The sequence below is a fragment of the Enterobacter sp. B79-1 genome (genome assembly GCF_057444735.1).
In genome coordinates this window covers 71,422-93,469 of record NZ_JBYAZJ010000009.1, presented here as the reverse complement: position 1 = coordinate 93,469, position 22,048 = coordinate 71,422, and the positions used below count along the sequence as shown (strand labels likewise).

25 protein-coding genes are annotated in these 22,048 nt (G+C 58.9%); 15 read left to right on the top strand and 10 right to left on the bottom strand.

The features are described 5' to 3' along the window. Window positions 1-28: 28 nt before the first annotated feature. The 4 genes from rpoH to ftsY all read right to left on the bottom strand — a co-directional run bounded on the left by rpoH (window position 29) and on the right by ftsY (window position 4,314). Entirely contained in the window at window positions 29-886 is an 858-nt protein-coding gene (rpoH, locus tag AC2T6E_RS20285) for an RNA polymerase sigma factor RpoH (protein WP_010436497.1), read from the bottom strand. Window positions 887-1,137: 251 nt separating this feature from the next. After that, a complete protein-coding gene (ftsX, locus tag AC2T6E_RS20280; protein ID WP_108417694.1) occupies window positions 1,138-2,193 on the bottom strand; it encodes a permease-like cell division protein FtsX in 1,056 nt (351 codons plus the stop codon). Next, the gene (ftsE, locus tag AC2T6E_RS20275; RefSeq protein ID WP_008500091.1) at window positions 2,180-2,851 is read right to left on the bottom strand and encodes a cell division ATP-binding protein FtsE; all 672 of its coding nucleotides are present in this window, start codon (window positions 2,849-2,851) and stop codon (window positions 2,180-2,182) included. Before ftsE ends, ftsX begins: the two co-directional genes overlap by 14 nt. Before the next feature lie 2 nt (window positions 2,852-2,853). Then, on the bottom strand, window positions 2,854-4,314 hold the full coding sequence (ftsY, locus tag AC2T6E_RS20270) for a signal recognition particle-docking protein FtsY (protein ID WP_214595000.1): 1,461 nt from the start codon (window positions 4,312-4,314) through the stop codon (window positions 2,854-2,856). Between the two features lie 127 nt (window positions 4,315-4,441). On the opposite strand from ftsY, the gene rsmD reads away from it, so the two are divergent. Next, complete coding sequence (gene rsmD / locus AC2T6E_RS20265) at window positions 4,442-5,044, top strand: 16S rRNA (guanine(966)-N(2))-methyltransferase (protein ID WP_010436505.1); 603 nt, start codon at window positions 4,442-4,444, stop codon at window positions 5,042-5,044. Further along, complete coding sequence (locus AC2T6E_RS20260; protein ID WP_010436509.1) at window positions 5,028-5,309, top strand: DUF1145 family protein; 282 nt, start codon at window positions 5,028-5,030, stop codon at window positions 5,307-5,309. The genes rsmD and AC2T6E_RS20260 overlap by 17 nt, the downstream gene beginning before the upstream one ends. Window positions 5,310-5,391: 82 nt before the next feature. Here the strand turns inward: AC2T6E_RS20260 and AC2T6E_RS20255 are convergent, their stop codons facing one another. Beyond that, window positions 5,392-5,751 carry a DUF2500 domain-containing protein gene (locus tag AC2T6E_RS20255; protein ID WP_042713682.1) on the bottom strand — a complete coding sequence of 120 codons (360 nt, stop codon included), beginning with the start codon at window positions 5,749-5,751 and terminating at the stop codon, window positions 5,392-5,394. Between the two features lie 129 nt (window positions 5,752-5,880). On the opposite strand from AC2T6E_RS20255, the gene AC2T6E_RS20250 reads away from it, so the two are divergent. Together AC2T6E_RS20250 and zntA are read left to right on the top strand one after the other, a co-directional pair. Beyond that, window positions 5,881-6,507 (top strand): lysoplasmalogenase, encoded by a 627-nt coding sequence (locus AC2T6E_RS20250; protein ID WP_010436513.1) that lies wholly within the window; start codon window positions 5,881-5,883, stop codon window positions 6,505-6,507. A gap of 76 nt (window positions 6,508-6,583) precedes the next feature. Further along, window positions 6,584-8,755: a Zn(II)/Cd(II)/Pb(II) translocating P-type ATPase ZntA gene (gene zntA / locus AC2T6E_RS20245; protein WP_486693027.1), complete on the top strand. Its 2,172-nt coding sequence runs from the start codon at window positions 6,584-6,586 to the stop codon at window positions 8,753-8,755. Window positions 8,756-8,848: 93 nt separating this feature from the next. Here the strand turns inward: zntA and AC2T6E_RS20240 are convergent, their stop codons facing one another. The 4 genes from AC2T6E_RS20240 to tusA form a co-directional block, all read right to left on the bottom strand. Next, window positions 8,849-10,135, bottom strand: coding sequence for a TRAP transporter large permease (locus AC2T6E_RS20240; RefSeq protein WP_126816083.1), 1,287 nt, complete (start codon window positions 10,133-10,135; stop codon window positions 8,849-8,851). A gap of 10 nt (window positions 10,136-10,145) precedes the next feature. Continuing rightward, window positions 10,146-10,655 carry a TRAP transporter small permease gene (locus AC2T6E_RS20235; RefSeq protein WP_089598663.1) on the bottom strand — a complete coding sequence of 170 codons (510 nt, stop codon included), beginning with the start codon at window positions 10,653-10,655 and terminating at the stop codon, window positions 10,146-10,148. A 12-nt stretch (window positions 10,656-10,667) separates the two neighbouring features. After that, window positions 10,668-11,639 carry a TRAP transporter substrate-binding protein gene (locus AC2T6E_RS20230; RefSeq protein WP_148401169.1) on the bottom strand — a complete coding sequence of 324 codons (972 nt, stop codon included), beginning with the start codon at window positions 11,637-11,639 and terminating at the stop codon, window positions 10,668-10,670. A gap of 191 nt (window positions 11,640-11,830) precedes the next feature. After that, on the bottom strand, window positions 11,831-12,073 hold the full coding sequence (gene tusA / locus AC2T6E_RS20225; RefSeq protein ID WP_010436523.1) for a sulfurtransferase TusA: 243 nt from the start codon (window positions 12,071-12,073) through the stop codon (window positions 11,831-11,833). Window positions 12,074-12,240: 167 nt separating this feature from the next. On the opposite strand from tusA, the gene AC2T6E_RS20220 reads away from it, so the two are divergent. After that, the gene (locus AC2T6E_RS20220; protein WP_010436525.1) at window positions 12,241-12,906 is read left to right on the top strand and encodes a 7-cyano-7-deazaguanine/7-aminomethyl-7-deazaguanine transporter; all 666 of its coding nucleotides are present in this window, start codon (window positions 12,241-12,243) and stop codon (window positions 12,904-12,906) included. Window positions 12,907-12,978: 72 nt separating this feature from the next. Continuing rightward, the gene (locus AC2T6E_RS20215; RefSeq protein WP_316384224.1) at window positions 12,979-13,536 is read left to right on the top strand and encodes a DcrB family lipoprotein; all 558 of its coding nucleotides are present in this window, start codon (window positions 12,979-12,981) and stop codon (window positions 13,534-13,536) included. A gap of 4 nt (window positions 13,537-13,540) precedes the next feature. On the opposite strand, the gene AC2T6E_RS20210 is transcribed toward AC2T6E_RS20215, so the two are convergent. Further along, entirely contained in the window at window positions 13,541-14,758 is a 1,218-nt protein-coding gene (locus AC2T6E_RS20210; protein ID WP_100167332.1) for an MFS transporter, read from the bottom strand. 142 nt (window positions 14,759-14,900) lie between these two features. On the opposite strand from AC2T6E_RS20210, the gene AC2T6E_RS20205 reads away from it, so the two are divergent. The 9 genes from AC2T6E_RS20205 (at window position 14,901) to AC2T6E_RS20165 (ending at window position 22,048) form a co-directional block, all read left to right on the top strand. Continuing rightward, window positions 14,901-15,950, top strand: coding sequence for an AI-2E family transporter (locus AC2T6E_RS20205; protein ID WP_486693021.1), 1,050 nt, complete (start codon window positions 14,901-14,903; stop codon window positions 15,948-15,950). A gap of 125 nt (window positions 15,951-16,075) precedes the next feature. Next, entirely contained in the window at window positions 16,076-16,798 is a 723-nt protein-coding gene (locus tag AC2T6E_RS20200) for a beta-ketoacyl synthase chain length factor (RefSeq protein ID WP_126816085.1), read from the top strand. Next, entirely contained in the window at window positions 16,795-17,610 is an 816-nt protein-coding gene (locus AC2T6E_RS20195; protein WP_126816086.1) for a lysophospholipid acyltransferase family protein, read from the top strand. The genes AC2T6E_RS20200 and AC2T6E_RS20195 overlap by 4 nt, the downstream gene beginning before the upstream one ends. Then, window positions 17,591-17,848 carry a phosphopantetheine-binding protein gene (locus tag AC2T6E_RS20190; RefSeq protein ID WP_010436544.1) on the top strand — a complete coding sequence of 86 codons (258 nt, stop codon included), beginning with the start codon at window positions 17,591-17,593 and terminating at the stop codon, window positions 17,846-17,848. Before AC2T6E_RS20195 ends, AC2T6E_RS20190 begins: the two co-directional genes overlap by 20 nt. Window positions 17,849-17,861: 13 nt before the next feature. Then, complete coding sequence (locus AC2T6E_RS20185) at window positions 17,862-18,113, top strand: acyl carrier protein (protein WP_010436547.1); 252 nt, start codon at window positions 17,862-17,864, stop codon at window positions 18,111-18,113. Continuing rightward, entirely contained in the window at window positions 18,085-18,684 is a 600-nt protein-coding gene (locus tag AC2T6E_RS20180) for a COG4648 family protein (RefSeq protein ID WP_108417686.1), read from the top strand. Before AC2T6E_RS20185 ends, AC2T6E_RS20180 begins: the two co-directional genes overlap by 29 nt. After that, window positions 18,677-20,026, top strand: coding sequence for a class I adenylate-forming enzyme family protein (locus AC2T6E_RS20175; RefSeq protein WP_486693017.1), 1,350 nt, complete (start codon window positions 18,677-18,679; stop codon window positions 20,024-20,026). Before AC2T6E_RS20180 ends, AC2T6E_RS20175 begins: the two co-directional genes overlap by 8 nt. Then, the gene (locus AC2T6E_RS20170) at window positions 20,013-20,366 is read left to right on the top strand and encodes an ApeI family dehydratase (RefSeq protein WP_174340008.1); all 354 of its coding nucleotides are present in this window, start codon (window positions 20,013-20,015) and stop codon (window positions 20,364-20,366) included. Before AC2T6E_RS20175 ends, AC2T6E_RS20170 begins: the two co-directional genes overlap by 14 nt. Further along, window positions 20,357-22,048 (top strand): glycosyltransferase family 2 protein, encoded by a 1,692-nt coding sequence (locus AC2T6E_RS20165; protein WP_486693014.1) that lies wholly within the window; start codon window positions 20,357-20,359, stop codon window positions 22,046-22,048. The genes AC2T6E_RS20170 and AC2T6E_RS20165 overlap by 10 nt, the downstream gene beginning before the upstream one ends.

The window sequence follows — 22,048 nt, the reverse complement described above, 5'->3', positions numbered from 1 at the left end:
CAGGGGTTATCGGTGTACTTCGCTTAGATTACGCTTCGATAGCAGCGCGAAGTTTTTTCATGGCGTTCTTTTCAAGCTGACGGACACGTTCCGCGGAAACGCCGTAGCGGTCGGCCAGCTCCTGCAGCGTGGACTTGTTGTCCTCGTCCAGCCAGCGGGCGCGGATGATATCCTGGCTACGCTCGTCGAGGCCTTCCATCGCGAAGGTCAGCTTGTTCGCCGCCTGGTCTTCCCAGTTGTCCTCTTCAATGCCGTCGGCAAAGTTAGAGGTTTTATCCTGCAGGTACAGGACCGGGGCCATCGGCTGGCTGTCAGAGGCGTCGTCGTCGGAGGACATGTCAAAGGTCATGTCCTGCGCGGCCATGCGGGATTCCATCTCACGGACGTCTTTGCTGGATACGCCCAGCTCGCGCGCCACCATTTCGACTTCATCCTGGTTAAACCAGCCCAGACGCTGCTTGGTTTTACGCAGATTGAAGAACAGTTTGCGCTGCGCTTTTGTCGTGGCGACCTTCACAATACGCCAGTTACGCAGGACGTATTCGTGAATTTCTGCTTTGATCCAGTGCACGGCGAAGGAGACCAGTCGCACACCCACTTCCGGGTTGAAGCGACGTACAGCCTTCATCAGGCCGATGTTACCTTCCTGAATCAAGTCCGCCTGCGGCAGGCCGTAGCCCGAGTAGTTACGAGCAACGTGAACAACAAAGCGCAGGTGAGACAGGATCAGCGTCTTAGCTGCTTCCAGATCGCCCTGGTAATGCAGCTTTTCAGCAAGCTCCTTTTCTTCCTCGGCCGTTAACATCGGCCAGGTGTTCGCAGCCCGGATGTAAGATTCCAGGTTACCAACAGGGGCTAAAGCTAAAGTTTGCATTTCTTTGGTCATTCATTCCTCTCAATGTTTCTTCTGGTCCAGGCTGTCCCCATCAGGCAACAACCATGCCAAAGCGTTTGAGCAGCGAGATTAGCATTCACACTTTTATCAGACCGTGATTTTATCCACAAGTTCCAGGTGCAACAGTGAATAAATTACGCACAAAATGTGACATGAAGATGATAACAGGGGAAGAGACAACAGGGACGCTTTCCCTGCAGAGCGAACATCTCGGTGCAGGGAAAGATTATATCACGCTTTTATTAGTCGGGAGTAAAGTGGCGTAAATGTTGAACCGTCGCCAGCCATGCGGCTACCCAGCCGATCATGGAGCACACCAGCAGCAACAGCAGGCACTCATCGAACCCTAAGCCACTGATATCAAACTTGGTTCCGAAAACCTGCGCCACTTCAGTCACGGCAGACGAAAGCCGCATCACCAAAATTTCTGACAATATCAGTGAAAGAAATGCGCCGGAAAAACCGAGCAGCGCGCCGCCGTAGAGGAACGGACGGAGGATGAAACCATCCGTTGCGCCAATCAGTTTCTGCACGTTGATGGTATCGCGGCGGGCGAAGATGCTCAGACGCACGCTGTTACCGATGACGAGGAACACCGCCGCCACCATCAGCACGCCTATCATCGCCGACACGCGCCCCACCAGCCCGGTCAGGGCAGCAAGACGGGCGAACCAGCTGTCGTCCATGCGCACTTCATCAATCCCGTTGATACGGGTGATGCGGTCGCGCAGGGTGTTAAGCGAATCGGTACCCTGGAAATCGAGTTTCGGGATCACCACCGCCACGGCGGGCAGCGGGTTCTCTTCCAGCATATCCAGCGCGCCGCCAAAGCCTGACCAGTTGCGGAACTCGCCCAGCGCTTCATCGCGCGAGAGATAGTTAACCTTCTCCACGCCCTGTTCGGCCTGGATTTGCCCGACCACCTGCGCCGCCGCGTTATCGTCGAGCGCTTTATCCAGATAAACGGTGATCTGCGGCGACGGATAATACTGCGACGCTGCCTGGTTAACGTTCTTATAGACCATGTAGCAGACGCTTGGCAGCGTCAGGGAGATGGCGATCACCATCACCGTCAGGAACGTCGCCAGCGGCTTGCTTTTCAGATCCTGCAATGCCCCCTGGAAGGCATAACGCACCTGCTCGTTGAACACGTTGGTCTTGCGGGAAGCCGGTTTTGGCGCCGCTTTCTGGCGCTTTGGCGTATTACGATTGCCGTCACCGCCGCCCTGCGGCTTACGGAAACGGTCAAACCGGTTTCCGAACTGCCGAATCTGGTTCATTGCATCACGCTTGTTCACCGTGGCCTCCGTGCAAATGCCCGTCGCTCAGGGTCAGCATGCGGTACGAACGACGGGAAATGAGCCCAATGTCGTGCGTCGCCATCAATACCGTGACCCCTACGCGGTTGAATTCCTCAAACAGACGCAAAATCCCTTCGGACAGGGCATCGTCCAGGTTACCGGTTGGTTCATCCGCCAGCAGTACGGCAGGCTTATTCACCACCGCACGGGCGATGCCCACGCGCTGCTGCTCACCGCCGGACAGCTGGATCGGGAAGTTCTTCGCTTTGTCCAGCAGCCCGACCTTATCCAGCGCCGCAGAGACGCGACGGCGGATATCGTCATAGCTGGCACCGGCAATAATCAGCGGGATAGCGACGTTATCAAAAACGGTGCGATCCATCAGCAGGTGGTGATCCTGGAAAATCATGCCGATCTGACGACGCAGGAACGGCACTTCGCGGTTTTTCAGGCGGCTAATTTCGTGGCCGCTGAAAAAGATTTTCCCGGCGCTGGGCCGTTCGATCCCACAGATAAGCTTGAGCAGGGTACTTTTCCCCGCGCCGGAATGGCCGGTCAGGAATGCCATCTCGCCTGGCTGCAGATGGAACGTTACCCCCTGCAGCGCTTGTCTCCCACCGAGATAGGCCTTGCTGACGTGTTCAAAGCGAATCATTGTTAGTCCTCTCGGGCAAATAATGCCTCAATAAAGTCGTCCGCCTTAAACGGACGCAAATCCTCAATACGCTCGCCCACACCGATGTAACGGATAGGAATACCGAACTGGTCGGCCACGGAGAAGATCACCCCGCCTTTGGCGGTGCCGTCCAGCTTGGTCAGCGCGATCCCCGTCAGTCCTACCGCTTCATGGAACAGCTTCGCCTGACTGATGGCGTTCTGTCCGGTGCTGGCGTCAATGGTCAGCATAATTTCATGCGGTGCGTCTTCGTCCAGCTTCTTCATGACGCGGACGATTTTCTTCAACTCTTCCATCAGGTGCGATTTGTTCTGCAAACGCCCTGCGGTATCGGCAATCAGCACGTCCACGTTACGCGCCTTCGCCGCCTGGATGGCGTCGAAGATCACGGATGCGGAATCCGCGCCGGTATGCTGGGCAATCACCGGAATGTTGTTGCGCTGGCCCCAGACCTGCAGCTGCTCAACCGCCGCTGCACGGAAGGTATCGCCCGCCGCCAGCATCACCGATTTGCCCTGCTGCTCGAACTGACGCGCCAGCTTGCCGATGGTGGTGGTTTTACCTACGCCGTTCACGCCCACCATCAGAATAACAAATGGCGTTTTGCCTTCAATATTAAGCGGTTCGTCAACTTTTGCGAGAATTTCGCCCATCTCGTCTTTCAGCAGGCCATACAGCGCTTCGGCATCACGCAGCTGTTTGCGGCTCGCCCCTTCGGTCAGGTTGGCGATGATCTTACGGGTGGTTTCCACGCCGACGTCCGCAATCAGCAGCTGTTCTTCCAGCTCCTCAAAGAGATCGTCGTCGATCTTCTTGCCGCGGAACAGACTGATAAATCCGGAACCTAAGTTTTCTTTGGTTTTGAGCAGGCTACGCTTCAGGCGCGCGAAGAAACCTTCTTTGGTCGGTTTTTCCTGCTCCTGAACGATCTCTTCTTCGGCTTGCTCTTCTACCGGCACAACGATGACCGCTTCTTCTGCGGCTTCCGCCGCCAGCGCCTGGGCTTCCAGCTCTTCGTCGGTCAGTTCTGGCTCGAGCGCCGCTTCTTCTTCCACCGCTTCAACAATTTCAACGGTTTCCGCTTCGGCCTGCCACTCTTCGGCAGAAACCTCTTCGGCTTTTACCTCTTCCGGCAGCGGCAGCTCTTCGTGCTCAATAACGGCCTGCGGCGCGTGGGTAATGTCTTCGACGACAGCCGGCTCTGGCTTCTCGCTTTCCTGAACCTGTTCAGTGACCTCAACCACCTCTTCAGCAAAGGATTCAATCTCTTCTTTGCTGTGCGCCGTTTCTTCCGCTTCGACAACCGCGGCGGTTTCTACAGGCGTTTCAGGCTGCGACGGCTCTTCAACTACCTGTTGTTCTTCGGTTTTCTGTTCTGTTTCTTGCTCTTTTTCACCGAAGCCCAGCCAGGAAAAGAAGCCACGTTTTTTTTGTTTTGCCATCTGCGACTACACTCCTCGCGGCGCTATATACATGTAAGCTAAAAAAATGATGAAATAGTCTAACACTTTACTTAATTGACATCACCGCCCGCAATCGCAGGCCAATTGTTAACAGAGCTTTCCTGAGATGAAGAAACCCAACCGCGCCCCGGCCGGTCAAATTCGTATTATCGGCGGTCAGTGGCGAGGCCGGAAATTACCGGTGCCGGACAGCCCCGGTTTACGCCCCACTACCGACCGCGTGCGCGAGACGCTGTTTAACTGGCTCGCCCCGTCAATGGTAGACGCCCGCTGCCTGGACTGCTTCGCCGGAAGCGGCGCATTAGGGCTTGAAGCGCTGTCGCGCTATGCCGCCAGCGCCACGCTGCTGGAGATGGAGCGCGGCGTGGCGCAGACGCTGCAGCAAAATCTGGCGACGCTGAAGGCGAGCAACGCCAAAGTGGTCAACACCAACACGCTGAGCTTCCTCGCGCAACAGGGCACACCGCACAACGTGGTGTTCGTCGACCCACCGTTCCGCAAGGGGCTGCTGGAAGAGACGTTATCCCTGCTGGAGCAAAACGGCTGGCTGGCGGATGACGCGCTAATCTATGTAGAAAGCGAAGTGGAGAACGGTTTGCCGCCGGTGCCCGCGCACTGGGATCTGCACCGCGAAAAGGTCGCCGGTCAGGTTGCTTATCGTCTGTATCACCGTCAGGCACAAGGAGGATCCGATGCCGGTACTGATTAACCTGGGACGTTTGCTGATGCTGGGCGTCTGGGCGTTTTTGATTCTGAATCTGGTGCACCCGTTCCCGCGCCCGATGAACATTTTCGTTAACGTAGCGCTGATTTTCACGTCGTTTATGCACGCCCTGCAGATGGTGATGCTGAAAAACGGTCTTCCGAAAGACGGCCCGCAGATGACCGGATGGCAGCAGCTGCGCGTGTTTATTTTCGGCGTGTTTGAGCTGCTGGTGTGGATGAAGAAGTTTAAGGCGCAGGTGAAGAAGTAAGGTGCGTTTAGTCGCCCGGTGGCGCTGCGCTTACCGGGCCTACGAAACCCTGTAGGCCGGGCAAACGCAGTGCCGCCCGGCATTACCGCTCCGGTTCAAACCCTTCAAACCGCGATCCTTTATAGCTCAACGTTCCTTTCTCCCCCACAGTCAGCTGATGGTACTGCTGCGCCTCCAGGCGGAAGGTCACCTCCAGCCCGCCCGTTTCCGGCTTAAAGCTCGCTTCATAGCGCATGCTGGTTCCAGCGGGCGTCACCTGCTGCTGGCGCGAGCGGCGGTCGTTGAGCGGTTTCTCACGCTTGTTCGTCACCACCACGCGCTTTTGCATCAGCGGTGCAGCGTCGTTATCCGCCTTCTCGCGGCGCTGCTGCACGAAACGGAACGAGGCGGCAATGACGATAATCGCCACCACGATAATGAAAAAAAGCGGCATCTTGCTCATTGATAAATCCCATCAGATTTTGCGGAATTCAGGATACCTTGCCTTCCCCGTCATTGCCAAACGCCCGCCCGCGTCACTACACTGGATCAGAAACTGATTATTCAGCCTCAACAGATACAGGGAGTTAATATGCTTTGGTCATTTATCGCCGTCTGTTTGTCCGCATGGCTTTTTGTCGATGCGTCGTATCGTGGCCCTGCCTGGCAGCGCTGGCTGTTCAAACCCGTCACACTGCTGCTCCTGCTGCTGCTGGCCTGGCAAGCGCCGATGTTTAACGCCGTCAGCTATCTGGTCCTCGCCGGGCTGTGTGCGTCCCTGATAGGCGATGCGCTGACTCTGCTCCCCCGTCAGCGCCTGCTCTATGCCGTCGGCGCGTTCTTCCTGTCGCATCTGCTTTACACCATCTACTTTGCCAGCCAGATGACGCTCTCCTTCTTCTGGCCGCTGCCGCTGGTGCTGCTGGTGATTGGCGCGCTGCTGATTGCGGTGATTTGGTCGCGTCTGGAAGAGATGCGTTTGCCGGTCTGTACCTTTATCGCCATGACGCTGGTGATGGTGTGGCTTGCAGGCGAGCTGTGGTTCTTCCGTCCGACGTCTCCGGCGATGTCAGCGTTCTTCGGCGCGGCGCTGTTGCTGATCGGGAATATCGTCTGGCTGGGCAGCCACTATCGCCGTCGCTTCCGCGCGGATAACGCGATTGCCGCCGCCTGCTACTTTGCCGGGCACTTCCTGATCGTGCGTTCGCTGTATATTTAAATAAGTCTTGACTCTGGAGTCGACTCCAGAGTGTATGCTGCGGTTAATGAGAAAATTATCATTACCGGAGACTGCCATGTCGACTCCAGAAACATCTAAAAAAGTTCCACAATTCTCGGCACTTAAGCTCAGCCCGGTTCCGCCGAAAGACGACTGCTGCTGCGAAGGCGCGTGCGAAACGCAAACTGAAATGCTGCCTGAAAGCGGCAACCGCTACAGCTGGGTCGTCAACGGCATGGACTGCGCGGCCTGCGCGCGCAAAGTGGAAAACGCGGTGATGCAAGTGCCGGGCGTGAGTCACGTTCAGGTGCTGTTCGCCACCGAAAAACTGCTGGTCAGCGCCGAAAGCGACGTCAGCAAACAGGTGGAAGCCGCCGTCAGCAAGGCGGGCTATACACTGCGTAGCGAAACGGCCCCCGTCGAAAAAACCTCCTCCCTAAAAGAAAACCTGCCGCTCATTACCCTCGTCATCATGATGGCCCTGAGCTGGGGGCTGGAGCAGATTAACCACCCGTTCGGCAATCTGGCGTTTATCGCCACCACGCTGGTCGGGCTGTTCCCGATTGCCCGCCAGGCGCTGCGCCTGATGAAAAGCGGCAGCTGGTTTGCCATCGAAACGCTGATGAGCGTGGCGGCCATCGGCGCGCTGTTCATCGGCGCGACGGCGGAAGCGGCGATGGTGCTGCTGCTGTTCTTAATCGGCGAACGGCTTGAAGGCTGGGCGGCGAGCCGGGCGCGTAAAGGGGTCAGCGCGCTGATGGCGCTGAAGCCTGAAACCGCCACACGGGTAAATAACGGCAATCGTGAAACGGTGGCGATTAATACCCTGCGTCCCGGAGACGTGATTGAAGTCGCCGCGGGCGGTCGTCTACCCGCCGATGGTGCGCTGGTTACCGCCACCGCCAGCTTCGACGAGAGCGCCCTGACCGGGGAATCCATTCCGGTAGAACGCGCGGCAGGTGAAAAAGTGCCTGCTGGCGCCACCAGCGTCGACCGTCTGGTGCAGCTGACGGTCCTTTCCGAACCGGGCGACAGCGCCATCGACCGCATCCTCAGGCTGATAGAAGAAGCCGAGGAGCGCCGCGCGCCCGTCGAGCGTTTCATCGACCGTTTTAGCCGGATTTATACCCCTGCCATCATGCTGGTTGCCCTGCTGGTTACTATCGTGCCGCCGCTGTTCTTCGGCGCACCGTGGGAGGGCTGGATCTATAAAGGGCTGACGCTGCTGCTGATCGGCTGCCCGTGCGCGCTGGTGATCTCCACGCCTGCGGCGATTACCTCCGGGCTGGCAGCGGCGGCACGTCGCGGGGCGCTGATTAAGGGCGGCGCGGCGCTGGAGCAGCTGAGCCAGGTTCAGCATATCGCGTTCGATAAAACCGGCACGCTGACCGTCGGCAAGCCGCAGGTCACCGGCGTGTATACGCAGGATATCGGTGAAGATGAACTGCTTACGCTGGCCGCCGCCGTTGAGCAGGGTTCCACTCACCCGCTGGCGCAGGCGATTGTGCGTGAAGCGCAGTCGCGCGGGCTGGCAATTCCGACGGCAACGGCACAGCGGGCGCTGGTCGGGTCGGGGATTGAGGCCACCGTTGACGGTAAAAAGGTGCTGATTGTCGCGGCGGGCAAGTCTTCTCATCCAGAGGTTGAGGCGTTAGAACAGACCGGACAAACTGTCGTGACCCTCATGCAGGACGGCGTCGCGAAAGGGATGCTGGCGCTGCGCGACACCCTGCGCGATGACGCCAAAGAGGCCGTGGCGGCGCTGCATCAGCTTGGCGTACAGGGCGTGATCCTGACCGGCGATAATCCGCGCGCGGCGGCGGCAATTGCCGGTGAGCTGGGGCTGGAATTCAAGGCCGGATTGCTGCCCGCGGATAAAGTCCGCGCGGTCACGGAACTGAACGCCTTCGCCCCGCTGGCGATGGTCGGTGACGGCATTAACGATGCGCCTGCGATGAAGGCGGCAACCATCGGCATTGCGATGGGCAGCGGCACCGACGTGGCGCTGGAGACGGCGGATGCGGCGCTGACCCACAACCGCCTGACCGGGCTGGCGCAAATGATTAGCCTGGCGCGGGCGACGCGCGCCAACATCCGCCAGAACATCGGGATTGCGCTGGGGCTGAAGGGGATATTCCTCGTCACCACCCTGCTCGGCATGACCGGCCTGTGGCTGGCGGTGCTGGCGGATACGGGTGCAACGGTGCTGGTGACGGCAAACGCGCTGCGGCTTCTGCGCCGTCGGTAAAAACGCCCGGTGGCGGCTGCGCCTTACCGGGCCTACAACATCTCCGAACCGGAGGCCGGGTAAGGCGCAGCCGCCACCCGGCATAAAACGGCGTCACTGCATCCCTAACATCCTCGGCAGCCATAACGAAATCGCCGGGATGTACGTCACCATCCCCAGCACCACCAGCAGCATGCCGTAAAACGGCAGCATCGCCCGCACAACGTGCTCGATCTTCTGCTTGCTCACCGCGCTCGCTACGAACAGCACCGACCCAACCGGCGGGGTGATCAGCCCGATCCCCAGGTTCACCATCATGATCATCCCGAAATGCACCGGGTCGATCCCCAGCGAATTGGTCACCGGCAGCAGCACCGGGGTCAGGATCAGGATGATCGGCGCCATGTCCATCAGCGTGCCAATCAGCAGCAGCATGACGTTGAGGTACATCAGGATCACGTACTTGTTATCGGAGAGCGAGGTGAAGAACTCGGTGATGCGGGTCGGGAGCTGCATGTAGGTCATCACCGCGCCAAAGGCCGCCGCAAAACCAATCAAAATCATCACGATGGTGACGGTTTTCACCGTCCGGCACAGCAGCTTCGGCAGTTCGCTCCACTTATAATCGCGGTAGATGAACATGGTGACGAAGAACGCCCACAGGCAGGCCACGGCGGCGGATTCGGTTGCCGTGAAGATCCCGGACAATATCCCGCCGAGGATGATCACGACCGTCATCAGCCCCCACAGAGCATCGAGCAATATCTTCAGCGCCTGCTTAAACGGGATTTTCTCGCCTTTCGGGTAGCCGCGCTTATGGGCGAAGCCGAGGCAGAGGATCATCAGACATAACCCTAACAGCAGCCCCGGCAGCACGCCCGCGATAAACAGCGTGGCAATAGAAACCGTCCCGCCCGCGGCCAGCGAGTAAATGACCGAGTTGTGGCTCGGCGGGATCAGAATCGCCTGCACGGAACCGCTGGCCGTTACCGCCGCCGCATATTCCCGCGGGTAGCCCTTCTTCTCCATCTCCGGGATCATCACGCTGCCGATAGAGGCCGTATCCGCCACAGACGAGCCGGAAATTGCGCCGAAGAACGTTGAGGCGACAATGTTCACCAGCGACAGCCCGCCGCGAATAAAGCCGACAAACACGTAGGCGAAATTCACCAGCCGTCGGGCAATGCCCCCTTCCGCCATGATCGCCCCGGCAAGGATAAAGAACGGGATCGCCAGCAGGGTAAACTTGTTCACCCCGCTGGTGATTTGGATCATCAGCGCCTCCAGCGGCAGATCGATCCACAACGCCCCCGCCACGGCGCTTAACCCGACGGCGAAAGCCACCGGCATTCCCAGCGCCAGCAGAATGGCGAGGGTGAATAACAAAACGAATGCATCCATTGTTCACCCCTTAACTGTGGTTGCCGATAAGCACGACGGGACGGTTTTCCTGCGAGCCAAACAGCAGGCGTTCAATCACAAACAGGATCAGAATGGCCGACCCGACGGGCAGCGGCAGATAGCTTTCGCCAGAGGTCAGGAGCGGGAACTCCGCGACGGGCTGTTCCCAGAGGTCGACGCACAGCCAGAGGCTGTACCAGAACATCAGGGCGGAGATCAGCAGCATCAGCAGGTCGACCACGCGGGCGCAGAGGTTTTTCAGCATGTCGGGCAGACGGTCGGTGAGCATGTTGACCGCGATGTGCGACCCAGCGCGATACCCTACCGCTGCGCCAATAAAGGTAAAGGTCACCATGCAGATAATGGCGATCGGCTCCGGCCAGGATTCTCCGCGGTTAAGCACGTAGCGCGAGAAGATGCCAATCGGGATCACGATCGTCATCACCAGCAGCGAGATGCCCGCCACGGTCATGGCGAGCAGGTACAGACGGTCCATCCACTTCAGGTAGAGTTCGGACATACGTACTCCGTTTTACTGGACGTCAGCGATGGCTTTCATCAGATCCTGATGCTTGTCGCCATACTGGGCGCGCACCGGCTCTGTGGCTTTGATAAACACCGTTTTGTCGATGTCGTGGAACTGCACCCCACCCGCCTTCATTTTCGCCAGCGCCTGGTCGTTATAGGCCTGCCAGAGCTTGCGCTGCTCGAACTGCGCTTCGCGGGCCAGCGTCAGGACCTTTTGCTGCTCGTCGGCGCTGAGCTTGTCCCATTTCACTTTTGAGTAGAGGAGCATTTCCGGGGTGATAAAGTGGCCGCTGAGGGTGTAGTTTTTGGCGACCGGCATGTAGTTGTGGGCGATAAAGGTTGGCGGGTTGTTCTCCGCGCCGTCGATCACCCCGGTCTGCATGCCGCTGTAGACTTCGCTCACGCCCATCGCGACCGAGTTTGCCCCCATATCCTTCAGCGTGGCGAGCGCCACCGGGCTACCCTGCACGCGGATTTTTTTCCCTTTAAGATCTTCCGGTTTAACGATCGGCTCTTTGGTGATCAGGTTACGGGTGCCGGAATCCATCCAGCCGAGGAACACCAGCTTCGATTTCGGGTTCGCGGTCAGCTTGTCGCCAATCTGCTTGCCGATATCGCCGTCGATCACCTTGTGCATGTGGTCCTCATCGCGGAAGACGTACGGCAGCGTGAAGACTTCGATATCCGGCAGGATGGCGGCAACCGGCGCCATCGAGACGCGGATCATGTCGATGGCCCCCATCTGCGCCTGCTCAATCATCTGCTTTTCATCCCCGAGCACGCCGCCGGGGAAGACTTTGATCTCCAGCTTGCCGTCGGTTTGCTGCTTGAGTTTTTCACCCATGTGCTGAACCGCCACCACGTTCGGGTAGCCTTCGGGGTGTACATCGGCAGCTTTGATGGTTTGAGCAGAAGCGGTGCAGGCAAAAGCAGACAGACACAGCGCGGCCAGTAACGGCTTGAGGGTCGTTTTCATCGGGTCAACTCCAGGGTAGTGAGATAAGCGTTAAAACGGCGTTTTATTTTTATACGCTTAAAAATTAGACTACGGCTGGAAAAGCGGAGGTGAAGCGCCTCACAAAAGCGCGAAAATTTGAAACGATGGTTTAGAAAGGTTTTCTCCCTCTCCCCGTGGGAGAGGGTCGGGGTGAGGGCATCTTGCCGCAATTACCCCTTACGAATCACATACCGGTACGGCAGCGTTTCGGTCTGCTGCGCCACCAGCTCGTGCTCCATAAAGGTACAAAAGCCGGGAATGTCGCGGGTAGTGGCCGGATCGTCTGCGATGATCAGCAGCGTTTCACCGGTCTGCATAGTGCGCACGGTTTTGCGCACCATCATTACCGGCTCCGGGCAACGGAGGCCCTGGGCGTCAAGGGTGTGGTCTGGGCTGGAAAACAGGTCGGTCATGGTCTTCTCGATCAAAATAAAACGGCTGTAGTTTACGCCCGGTTGCCGCCAATGCAAACCAGGTTAACGGTTGCGTGAAAATTAGCCATTGCAAAGTCCCGTCAAAGCAGTATCATGCGGCGGTTTTTATTGGGTTCCCTCACCCCAACGTATAAAAAGGTCACAATATGACGCAGTTTTCTCAATCGCAGCGCGTAAAAGCGTTGTTCTGGCTTTCGCTTTTTCATCTGCTGGTGATCACCTCCAGCAACTATCTGGTGCAGCTCCCGATCTCCATTTTTGGTTTCCATACCACCTGGGGCGCGTTCAGTTTTCCGTTTATTTTCCTCGCCACCGATCTGACCGTGCGAATCTTTGGCGCACCGCTGGCGCGTCGCATTATTTTCGCGGTGATGCTCCCGGCGCTGTTCGTGTCGTATGTGATCTCTTCCCTGTTCTACATGGGAAGCTGGCAGGGCTTTGAGGCGCTGACGCACTTCAACCTCTTTGTCGCCCGTATCGCCGCCGCCAGCTTTATGGCCTACGCGCTGGGGCAGATCCTTGACGTTCACGTGTTTAACCGCCTGCGTCAAAATCACCGCTGGTGGATGGCGCCAACCGCCTCCACGCTGTTCGGAAACGTGAGCGATACGCTGGCCTTCTTCTTCATCGCCTTCTGGCGCAGCCCGGATGCGTTCATGGCCGAACACTGGATGGAAATCGCCCTGGTGGACTACTGCTTCAAGGTGCTTATCAGCATTGTGTTCTTCCTGCCGATGTACGGCGTGCTGCTGAATATGCTGCTGAAAAGGCTGGCAGATAAATCTGAAATCACCGCATTGCAGGCAGGTTAAAGGTTCGCTCTATCAGTTGTGATAAGATGAGCGAATGAGCCGCTATGGCCGTTTATCGAAAGGAAGAAGTCAATGCGCAATCTGGTTAAATATGTCGGGATTGGCCTGCTGGTTGTTGGCCTTGCAGCCTGTGATAACAGCGACACGAAAACGCCTGCACAGGGCGCGTCCGCAGAGAGCAACGCGACCGGGCAGCCGGTAAGCCTGCTGGACGGTAAACTCAGTTTCTCTCTGCCAGCGGATATGACCGATCAGAGCGGCAAGCTGGGTACCCAGGCGAACAACATGCACGTGTATTCCGACGCAACCGGTCAGAAAGCGGTCATTGTGATTGTGGGTGACGACACCACTGAAGAGCTAAGCGTGTTGTCCAAACGTCTGGAAGATCAGCAGCGTAGCCGCGACCCGCAGCTGCAGGTGGTAACCAATAAGTCTATCGAACTCAAAGGCCACACGCTGCAACAGCTGGACAGCATTATCTCTGCGAAAGGCCAGACCGCTTACTCTTCCGTGGTACTGGGTAAAGTTGATAACAAACTGCTGACCCTGCAAATCACGCTGCCTGCGGAAGACCAGCAGAAAGCGCAGACTACCGCAGAAAACATCATTAACACCCTCGTGATTCAGTAATCTTTCACGAGGATGACGTGGCCTCCGGTGCGTGCACCGGGGGCCATTTTTTTAGCCGCCACGTCAGCATCAGCGCCAGCACCACTAAACCTGCCGCCGCCAGATAGATAACAGGCACGCCAGCCCAGGCCATCACCAGCCCTGCCAGCGGCCCGGTGATCCCCAGCGACATATCCATAAACACCGTATAGGTGGCGAGCGCGGCCCCCTGATTTTGCTGCGGCACGGCCTTCACCGCCACCACGCCCAGCGCCGGGAAGACCAGAGAGAAGCCCGCCCCCGCAAGAAAGACGCCGATTTTCGCCATCCACGGCGCAGTGGCGATCCCAGTCAGCAGCAGCCCGACGATTTCGACCGCAAAGCAGATCATCGCCACGTTCAGCCCGCCCAGACGGTTAATGCCGTTCGGGAAGAGCAGTCGCGCGCCGACAAACGCACAGCTAAACAGGGTTAAGGCAAAGGCCGCGCCGTCCCAGCCTTTGGCGTCGTAAAACAGGGTGATGAAGGTGGCGATCACCCCAAAGCCGGTGGTCGCCAGCGCCAGCGCCATCCCGTATGGCCAGACGCGCCCCAGCACCGCGCGAAACGGCAGCGGCTTGCCCTTGCTGGCCTTCACTTTCGGGCGCGGCAGCGCCAGCAGGATCGCCAGCAGCGCAACCGCCATAATGGTGAGGGACAGGCCGTACAGACCGCCCCAGGCGTAACACACCACCCCAAGCGGCGCGCCAATCGCCATGGCGCCGTAGGTGACAATCCCGTTCCAGGAGATCACCCGCCCGATGTGCGATGCGCCGACGACGCCCACGCCCCAGAGCGTGGAACCCGTACCCGCCAGGCTTTGCCCGATACCCAGAATCACGCGGCCCAGACACAGCAGCACCAGACTGACCAGCGGCCACTGGCTGGCGGTGGCCGCCAGAAAGTACCCCAGCCCGCTCAGAAAGCAGCCACACAGCCCCACGACGACAATGCTCTTCGGCCCAAAAAGATCGGCGTAGCGTCCCGCATGGGGGCGGCTTATCAGCGTCGCAAAGTATTGCAGGCTAATGACCAGCCCCGCCCAGAAGGCGCTAAAGCCCATCACGTCGTGAACGTAGCCCGGCAGGATCGCCAGCGGCAGGCCAATCGTCAGATAGCTGGCGAAGTTAAAAATCACAACAGAAACAATGCGCAGATTGAGGCGCACTCCGCTCAGTGCCGGTTCGGCGGAAGGTTCGGGCATGGGTTTAACCTGGATTTTTGCAACAGTGTTTCACTATTACCATGAAGAGAGATGAAAATCAGCAGTGACTTTCAGAGTAACACCCCAGACGAAGGGGATCCGGCGCACTACAATAAACAAGCCCCCCGAAAAAGGAATTCGTATGACAGCCAGCCCGCCCGATAAAACAGGACTTCACATTTTGTTAAAACTCGCCTGTCTGGTCGTGATCCTGGCAGGTATCCACGCTGCGGCTGATATCATCGTTCAGCTGTTACTGGCGCTCTTTTTTGCCATCGTGCTCAACCCGCTGGTAACCTGGTTTTTACGCCGCGGCGTCAGCCGCCCGGTGGCGATTACTATCGTCGTCATCGTCATGCTGATTGTTCTGACGGCGCTGTTTGGCGTACTGGCCGCATCCCTGAGTGAATTCTCGACCATGCTGCCGCAATACAACAAAGCCCTCACCCGCAAGCTGGTTGATTTGCAGGAGATGATGCCGTTTATCAACCTGCATATTTCGCCAGAACGGATGCTGCGCCGGATGGATTCAGAGAAGGTGATGACCTACGCCACCACGCTGATGACCGGCCTTTCCGGCGCGATGGCCAGCATTCTGCTGCTGGTGATGACGGTGGTGTTTATGCTGTTCGAAGTCCGCCACGTGCCCTACAAACTGCGCTTTGCGCTGAACAATCCGCAAATTCACATTGCCGGTTTGCACCGCGCATTAAAGGGCGTCACCAAATATCTGGCGCTGAAAACGTTATTAAGCCTGTGGACCGGGATCATCGTCTGGCTGGGGCTGATGCTAATGGGCGTGCAGTTCGCGCTGATGTGGGGCGTGCTGGCGTTTCTGTTAAACTACGTGCCCAACATTGGCGCGGTGCTCTCCGCCGTGCCGCCCATGATCCAGGCCTTCCTGTTTAACGGGTTTTACGAATGCATGCTGGTCGGGGCGCTTTTCCTTGTCGTGCATATGGTGCTGGGGAATATTCTCGAGCCGCGCATGATGGGCCACCGCCTGGGCATGTCGACGCTGGTGGTGTTTTTATCGTTACTGATCTGGGGCTGGCTGCTGGGTCCCGTCGGGATGTTGCTGTCGGTACCGCTCACCAGCGTCTGTAAAATTTGGATGGAGACCACCAAAGGCGGCAGTAAACTCGCCATTCTGCTGGGTCCAGGTCGCCCAAAAAGCCGGTTGCCGGGCTAATCGCAGGGAAAGGGCTAAAAGAGACGTTTATTCGCATGCGCGCCAACAACATTGTACGATGTGCGCAGCTCATCGCGCTTGCGAAGAATAAGTTACAGAAACAGGTTTATCGCGGACGCGCGTAGATGAAATTTACACTCTCGATTATCGACTGGCAGGCACGTGCGCCAGGACTGGGCGATGCCGCTGCGTGGCAGGACTGGTCACGCCAGTCTGACGCTATCGACCCCGCCGCGCCGCTGGCAAAACTGACCGACCTGCCGATGATGACCGCGCGCCGCCTCAACTCTGGCAGCAGGCTGGCGGTGGATATCGGCCTCGCGATGCTGCGAAAGCACCAGATTGACGCCGTCGTCTACAGCAGTCGCCACGGTGAACTGGAGCGCAATTACCGCATTCTGCAGGCGCTGGCGGCGGAAGAACCTGTTTCTCCCACGGATTTTGCCATGTCGGTTCACAATGCGGCCGTCGGCAATCTCACAATCGCCGCGCGTCAGCCGATTGTCTCCTCGTCGGTCTCCGCCGGTATGGATACCTTCCAGCAAGGTTTGTGCGAAGTGTTAAGCCTGCTCCATGCGGGCTATTCCCGCGTGCTGCTGGTCGATTTTGACGGCGTCCTGCCTGCGTTTTATCACGCTGGGCTGCCGCCGCAAATGCCCGTCTGGCCGTATGCCCTGGCGCTGGTGATTGAAGCCGGCGATCGGCTCTGCTGCGAAACGCGTGGCGGAAGCGAAGGCGAAGAGCCCGCGCTGCCGCAAAGCCTCCAGTTTCTGCGCCATTACCTGAACGACGCGCCGCAATTTACCCTCTCTGGCGAACGCCTCCAGTGGCAATGGACGCGCAAATGAGCGGGCTGACGTCGCGTCTCGACCGGTTATGGCGCATGGCGATGACCGGATTCTGCTTCGCGCTGTTCGGCCTCGGCGGGCTGCTGCTGTCGCTGGTGTGGTTTAACCTGCTGCTGCTTGTCCAGCGCGATCGCGCGAAGCGCCGCCAGCTGGCCCGCCGCAGCATTTCCGCCAGTTTTCGCCTGTTTCTCGCGGTGGTACGGGGAGTGGGTGTACTGGATTACCGCTTCAACAACCTCGACGTGCTGCGCGCGGAGCGCGGCTGTCTGGTGATAGCCAACCACCCTTCGCTACTGGACTACGTGTTCCTGGCGTCGGTCATGAACGAAACCGACTGCCTGGTGAAAAGCGCCCTACTGCGTAACCCGTTTGTCAGCGGGGTGATCCGCGCTGCGGATTATCTGATCAACAGCGAAGCTGAAACCCTGCTCTCCGCCAGCCAGCAGCGTCTGGCACAGGGCGATACGTTGCTCATATTCCCGGAAGGGACCCGCACGCGCGTTGGCGAAGCCATAACGCTGCAGCGCGGGGCGGCTAACATTGCCGTTCGCTGCAATAGCGCTGTGCGTGTGGTGGTGATCCACTGCAGCGAACGCATGCTGGATAAGCAAAGCAGCTGGTACAACGTTCCGCCCAACAAACCTTTTTTTACCGTGGATGTTCGCGAACGCATCAACATTCATGATTTTTACGATGCGAGCCAGCACGAACCTGCGCTGGCGGCAAGGCAGTTAAACCGGCATATGCAGCATCAGTTAACAACCGGTCTTCAATCTTTGTCAGGAACGAAAGATGCAAGCGCTCTATCTTGAAATTAAGAATCTCATTATCTCTACGCTGAATCTGGAAGAACTTACGCCAGAGGATATCGATACTGACGCCCCGCTGTTTGGCGACGGGCTGGGTCTGGACTCGATAGATGCCCTGGAGCTGGGGCTGGCTGTGAAAAATCAGTATGGCGTAGTGCTTTCTGCCGAAAGCGACGAGATGCGTCAGCACTTCTATTCCGTTGCCACGCTCGCGGCTTTTATCCATCAACAACGCGCCTGAGAATTTACCCGCTATGACTAACCAGGAAACGATTTATCAGGAAGTCTCTGCGCTTCTTATTACGCTGTTTGAAGTCGCCCCCGAGGACATCACCCCGGAAGCGCGCCTGTACGACGATCTGGATCTCGACAGCATTGATGCCGTTGACATGGTGGTTCACCTGCAGAAGAAGACCGGCCATAAAATCAAGCCTGACACCTTCAAAGCGGTGCGTACCGTCCAGGACGTGGTCGACGTTGTGGAACAGCTTCAGCGCGAAGCGTAACGTGCCTGCGATTCCATTCATCCCGATACTGACGGGGTTGATGCTGCTGGCATGGCCTTTTCTGATTGGCTTCGGGCTGGCAAACAACAATTTGCACGGGATACTGCCCGTGATAGCGCTTGTGCTGCTGTTGCGGGTCTGGCAGGTGCGCCGTCAGAGCGGCCCTCTGCGCAACATGATCCTGGGCGTTGCCCTCACAGGCGTGGCGCTGTGCGCGGCGAGCTATGTGCTGCACGCTCACCAGTGGGTGTTGTTTTATCCGGTCGTCGTTAATCTGGTGATGCTGGTGGTGTTTGGCGGGTCGCTGTGGACAACCATGCCGATGGTAGAACGATTTGCGCGGCTGCGTGAGCCCACTCTCTCGCCCACCGGCATCCGCTACACTCGCATCGTTACCCGGGTGTGGTGCGGCTTTTTTATCGGCAACGGCACGATGGCGCTGTTTACCGTGTTGCACGCCGACATACACCTGTGGACGCTGTGGAACGGCATGATTGCCTACATCCTGATGGGCACGCTGATGGCCTGCGAGTGGCTGGTGCGACAACGGGTAATGAAAAAAGATGCATAAACCGCTTCCGCTCAGCCAGTGGCTCAGTGCGCCCCGCCCTGACGATACGCCGATAGCCTGGCGCGACGATGGTGTCTGGACGCTCGGCGATCTGCGTCACGACGTGACGCAGCTGGTTAACACGCTGCGTCAGGAAGAGGGCGAGCGCTGGGCGCTGTGCGTTGAAAACGGCTATCTGTTTACGGTCGCCCTGCTGGCGACGCTGCACGCGGGTAAAACGCCCGTGCTACCCGGGCACAGCCGGGCCGCGCAGCTTAACGAACAGCGGGACTTGTTCAGCGGCGTCCTGAGTGACACAGCGCTTGCCTTTGCAGGGCGACAGCGGTTGGTGGCCTCCACCCCGCGCACAGACAACGGCTTTTCCCCGCTGCCAGCCATAGACGATACGCGCGCCATCGAGCTTTTCACCTCCGGCTCCACCAGCGCGCCGCAGCGGGTGGTTAAGCCGATTATCAGTCTGGATCGCGAAGCCCGCTTGCTGGCGGATCAGTTTGGCGATCGTCTTGCGGGCTGCCATGTTGTCGCCTCCGTGGTGCTGCACCACCTGTATGGCCTGACGTTTCGTGTCGTCTTACCCATGGCGCTCGGCCTGCCGTCACGGACCAACCTGCTCAACTATGCCGAGCAGCTCTCAGCCCTGCCCCACGACAAACGCTATCTTTTTATCAGCAGCCCGGCCTTCCTCAAGCGCCTGGATACAGCACTGACGCCGCCCCCCGTTGCCCTGCTCATTTCCGCAGGTGGCGTATTGCCCTGGCGGGATATCACCGCGTTTCAGGGTTGGCTCAACCTCTGGCCCGATGAAATCTACGGCAGTACCGAAACGGGGGTCATGGCCTGGCGTCACCGTCAGGATGAGACAACGCGCTGGCAGCCGTTTCCCGGCGTGACGTTTCACGACGGTCGCGTCACGTCGCCGCTGATCCACGAGCCGGAAGGCGTCGTGCTGGATGATAATTTACACTTCACGGCCGACGGGCAGTTCAGCATCGTTGGCCGCCGTGGGCGGGTGGTCAAAATCGAAGACAAACGCATTTCGCTCGATGAAATTGAGCAGCGGCTGCTGGCGCTGGACGGCATTTGCGACGCCGCCGCGCTGGCGGTGACGCGCGGGGGACGTCAGGGCATTGGCGTGCTGCTGGTGCTCAGTGACGACGCGCGAATGCACAGAGAAAGCGTGGGGAAAAATGCCCAGGAATCCGCCTGGCGCAGCGCCCTTCGCCCCTGCCTTGAACCGGTTGCCGTGCCCCGCTACTGGCGGATTGTCGATGAAATTCCGGTCAACAGCATGAACAAGCGTGTGACTGCGCAGCTACAGGAGTTATTTCATGAAGATCCATGAAATCGAACGCCGCCAGCCCGATGCGACGCATCTGGAGATCGACCTCTATCTGGATCCGGCCCTGCTCTGGTTTAAGGGGCATTTCGCCGTACAGCCCTTGCTCCCCGGCGTGGCGCAGCTCGACTGGATCATGGACTACGCCACCACGCTGCTGGCACCGGGCTACCGTTTTCACAGCATTCAGAACGTGAAGTTCGCGGCCCCGCTGCTGCCGGAGAACAGGGTGACGCTGCTCCTGGCCTGGCAGCCCGAACGCCAGATGCTGACCTTCAGCTACCAGCGCCATGCCGGTGACGAACGCCATACTGCCAGCAGCGGGAAGATTCGCCTATGTCAGTAACCTTCCGCCCCTGCGTGCTGATCCCGTGCTACAACCACGGGGCGATGATGGCCTCGGTGCTGGCGCGCCTCGCGCCCTTCGAACTCCCCTGTCTGGTGGTGGACGACGGCAGCGATGACGCCACACGCCGCACGCTTGAAGCGCTGGCGGCAAGCCATCCGCAGGTCACGCTGCTGCGGCTGGCAGAAAACAGCGGGAAAGGGGCGGCAGTCATGCAGGGTCTGCAAGCCTGCGCAGGGCGCGACTTCACCCACGCGATTCAGGTGGACGCCGACGGTCAGCACGCTATCGAAGACATTCCCAAACTGCTTGCGCTGGCGGAGCACCACCCTGAGGCGTTAATTTCCGGCAGGCCCGTTTACGATGACTCCATTCCCCGTTCGCGCCTGTACGGACGCTGGATAACGCACGTCTGGGTGTGGATTGAAACCCTGTCGCTGCAGCTAAAAGACAGCATGTGCGGTTTTCGGGTCTACCCCATCGCGCCGGTGCTGCGGCTTGCCGCGCGCACGCCGCTCGGTAAACGGATGGATTTTGATACCGAAGTGATGGTGCGGCTCTACTGGCAGGGCAACACCAGCTATTTTCTGCCCACCCGCGTGACCTATCCGCCGGACGGGCTATCCCATTTCGATGCGCTAAAAGACAACCTGCGCATCTCGCTGATGCATACCCGCCTGTTCTTCGGCATGCTGCCGCGCATTCCCGCTCTGCTAATGCGCCGCCGCACGCGGCACTGGGCGCAGCAGCAGGAGGTGAAAGGGCTGTGGGGAATGCGTCTGATGCTGCGCGTCTGGCAGCTGCTGGGGCGTAACGCCTTTACCGTCCTGCTGTGGCCGGTCACCGCCGTATACTGGCTGACCGCCCGCTCTGCGCGCCAGGCGTCACGGCAATGGCTGACGCGCGTAAAGCAGGTGATGGCGCAGCGGCAGATGCCTCAGCCTCCCCGCCTGCACAGCTTTTTCCACTTCCTGCGTTTTGGTCAGGCCATGCTCAACAAAGTGGCCAGCTGGCGCGGCGAAATGAAGCTCCATCGCGATCTGGTCTTTGCACCGGGTGCGCAGGCGGCGCTGGGTCTGAACGATCCGCAGGGCAAACTGCTGCTCGCCTCGCATCTTGGCGACGTGGAAGCCTGCCGGGCGCTGGCGCAGCGCGAAGGCGGGAAAACCATCAACGCGCTGGTCTTCAGCGATAACGCCAAACGTTTCAAACAGGTGATGGAGGAGATGGCCCCGCAGGCGGGCATTCACCTGATGCCCGTGACCGACATCGGCCCGGATACCGCCATCCTCATCAAAGAGAAGCTGGATCGCGGCGAATGGGTCGCCATTGTGGGCGACCGCATCGCCGTCACGCCGCAGCGCGGCGGCAGCTGGCGCGTGATATGGAGCGACTTTATGGGCCAGCCCGCGCCGTTCCCGCAGGGGCCGTTTATCCTGGCGTCTATTTTACGCTGCCCGGTGGTGCTGATTTTTGCCCTCTGCCAGCAGGGGAAACTGACCCTGCACTGCGAGCCCTTTGCCGACCCGCTGCTGCTGCCGCGCGGCGAACGCCAGCAGGCGCTGCAGCAGACCGTCGATCGCTATGCGCAGCGGCTGGAACATTACGCCCTCATGTCGCCGCTCGACTGGTTTAATTTTTTCGATTTCTGGCAGCTGCCAGAGGTCAACGAGAAGGAGTAA

What these genes read in the sequence shown, in the direction of transcription:
- AC2T6E_RS20195 (WP_126816086.1), top strand. Translation starts at nt 16,795, where the DNA reads ATGAGCGGGCTGACGTCGCGTCTCGACCGGTTATGGCGCATGGCGATG.
- AC2T6E_RS20205 (WP_486693021.1), top strand. Translation starts at nt 14,901, where the DNA reads ATGACAGCCAGCCCGCCCGATAAAACAGGACTTCACATTTTGTTAAAA.
- rpoH (WP_010436497.1), bottom strand. Translation starts at nt 886, where the DNA reads ATGACCAAAGAAATGCAAACTTTAGCTTTAGCCCCTGTTGGTAACCTG.
- ftsE (WP_008500091.1), bottom strand. Translation starts at nt 2,851, where the DNA reads ATGATTCGCTTTGAACACGTCAGCAAGGCCTATCTCGGTGGGAGACAA.
- AC2T6E_RS20250 (WP_010436513.1), top strand. Translation starts at nt 5,881, where the DNA reads ATGCTTTGGTCATTTATCGCCGTCTGTTTGTCCGCATGGCTTTTTGTC.
- AC2T6E_RS20170 (WP_174340008.1), top strand. Translation starts at nt 20,013, where the DNA reads ATGAAGATCCATGAAATCGAACGCCGCCAGCCCGATGCGACGCATCTG.
- AC2T6E_RS20165 (WP_486693014.1), top strand. Translation starts at nt 20,357, where the DNA reads ATGTCAGTAACCTTCCGCCCCTGCGTGCTGATCCCGTGCTACAACCAC.
- AC2T6E_RS20190 (WP_010436544.1), top strand. Translation starts at nt 17,591, where the DNA reads ATGCAAGCGCTCTATCTTGAAATTAAGAATCTCATTATCTCTACGCTG.
- AC2T6E_RS20235 (WP_089598663.1), bottom strand. Translation starts at nt 10,655, where the DNA reads ATGTCCGAACTCTACCTGAAGTGGATGGACCGTCTGTACCTGCTCGCC.
- zntA (WP_486693027.1), top strand. Translation starts at nt 6,584, where the DNA reads ATGTCGACTCCAGAAACATCTAAAAAAGTTCCACAATTCTCGGCACTT.
- ftsY (WP_214595000.1), bottom strand. Translation starts at nt 4,314, where the DNA reads ATGGCAAAACAAAAAAAACGTGGCTTCTTTTCCTGGCTGGGCTTCGGT.
- AC2T6E_RS20175 (WP_486693017.1), top strand. Translation starts at nt 18,677, where the DNA reads ATGCATAAACCGCTTCCGCTCAGCCAGTGGCTCAGTGCGCCCCGCCCT.
- AC2T6E_RS20200 (WP_126816085.1), top strand. Translation starts at nt 16,076, where the DNA reads ATGAAATTTACACTCTCGATTATCGACTGGCAGGCACGTGCGCCAGGA.
- AC2T6E_RS20230 (WP_148401169.1), bottom strand. Translation starts at nt 11,639, where the DNA reads ATGAAAACGACCCTCAAGCCGTTACTGGCCGCGCTGTGTCTGTCTGCT.
- AC2T6E_RS20215 (WP_316384224.1), top strand. Translation starts at nt 12,979, where the DNA reads ATGCGCAATCTGGTTAAATATGTCGGGATTGGCCTGCTGGTTGTTGGC.
- AC2T6E_RS20255 (WP_042713682.1), bottom strand. Translation starts at nt 5,751, where the DNA reads ATGAGCAAGATGCCGCTTTTTTTCATTATCGTGGTGGCGATTATCGTC.
- AC2T6E_RS20240 (WP_126816083.1), bottom strand. Translation starts at nt 10,135, where the DNA reads ATGGATGCATTCGTTTTGTTATTCACCCTCGCCATTCTGCTGGCGCTG.
- AC2T6E_RS20220 (WP_010436525.1), top strand. Translation starts at nt 12,241, where the DNA reads ATGACGCAGTTTTCTCAATCGCAGCGCGTAAAAGCGTTGTTCTGGCTT.
- AC2T6E_RS20185 (WP_010436547.1), top strand. Translation starts at nt 17,862, where the DNA reads ATGACTAACCAGGAAACGATTTATCAGGAAGTCTCTGCGCTTCTTATT.
- AC2T6E_RS20210 (WP_100167332.1), bottom strand. Translation starts at nt 14,758, where the DNA reads ATGCCCGAACCTTCCGCCGAACCGGCACTGAGCGGAGTGCGCCTCAAT.
- AC2T6E_RS20260 (WP_010436509.1), top strand. Translation starts at nt 5,028, where the DNA reads ATGCCGGTACTGATTAACCTGGGACGTTTGCTGATGCTGGGCGTCTGG.
- rsmD (WP_010436505.1), top strand. Translation starts at nt 4,442, where the DNA reads ATGAAGAAACCCAACCGCGCCCCGGCCGGTCAAATTCGTATTATCGGC.
- tusA (WP_010436523.1), bottom strand. Translation starts at nt 12,073, where the DNA reads ATGACCGACCTGTTTTCCAGCCCAGACCACACCCTTGACGCCCAGGGC.